We start from the raw sequence: 1,050 nt of genomic DNA, 5'->3' as shown, positions 1-1,050 counted from the left end.
TAACGACTCACGCTATTGAGCTGACCTCTAAAGTCATAGCCATAATCACTGCGCTGTTGATGGGCTTTTTGAGATGCTGCAAACCCTTCTAACGCGGCAACACTGTGAACACTGCGGCTATACGTTGCATCGGTGTATTGATGCAGACTCACTCGCTGACCTAATGTGTTATAACGGTATTCAACTAGGCGGTTCTCTGCATCCAACTTAAAACGTAAGCGCTGTTGTGTATCGTACACATACACCGTGCTGTCTGTGCCTATTTGCTCTTTAATTAACTGGTTATTGCTGTTATAGGCCCGCGTTATCGTGACGCCGTCAGCATCGGTTTCTTGTGTTAAATTACCTTCACTGTCATACCCGTACTGCGTTTGATGGCCCAACCCATTGATCACACTGTGTAATCGACCCGCCGTGTTATAGCCATACTCTTGTTTAACAATTTGGTGATTGTCAACTCGCTCAACAGAGGTTAAGCGCTTTTCAGCATCAAAATGGTAATCAACCTGCGCCCCGCCTATGGTCACGCGAGTATGTGTGGCACTCACATAGTTATATAGGGTTTGATTGCCTTCACCATCAGTGAGGCTTTTTACTCGATGGTCGCCATTGTGTTCTTCATAGCCGATTGTTAATACTGTGCCATCTGATTGCGATACACTTTGTACGCGGTTGCTGTTGCCATCGTAGGTGTAGCGCGTTTCATACACTTTACCATCGGCAATGCTGTTATCGGCTGGGGTTAAATCAACTTTCACTGACGACAAACGCTTATTCGCATCATATCCGTAGTACACACGCGTATTGGCACTACTTTTTCCTGCTTGGGTGGCACCAGATTGGGTTTCTAACTGCGCTATCAGCCCTTGTGCATTGTAAATTAGGGCGGTTTTTTCTGTGCCCGTCGACGTTTTAGTTAAAATACTACTCGCACGCTCACCGGTATATTCTATGGTGGTTTGGTGACCTTGCGGCCCCTGCATGGCCGTTAAACGCCCCGCCGCGTCATAGTGCTCTTGGGTGTTTTTGGTATTAGCACCGTGGATTTTA

Annotated in this window: 1 protein-coding gene; it reads right to left on the bottom strand. The window is 46.9% G+C overall.

Annotated elements, in window-relative coordinates; genetic code table 11:
- On the bottom strand, window positions 1-1,050 hold a 1,050-nt coding region (locus tag J8L97_RS22985), incomplete at both ends, for an RHS repeat protein (protein WP_211053039.1).

It is taken from the genome of Pseudoalteromonas sp. MMG012 (assembly GCF_018100875.1).
GTDB classification, from domain to species: domain Bacteria; phylum Pseudomonadota; class Gammaproteobacteria; order Enterobacterales; family Alteromonadaceae; genus Pseudoalteromonas; species Pseudoalteromonas aurantia.
Note: the sequence above shows the minus strand (reverse complement) of the source record. Positions and strands in the feature narration are given on the sequence as shown.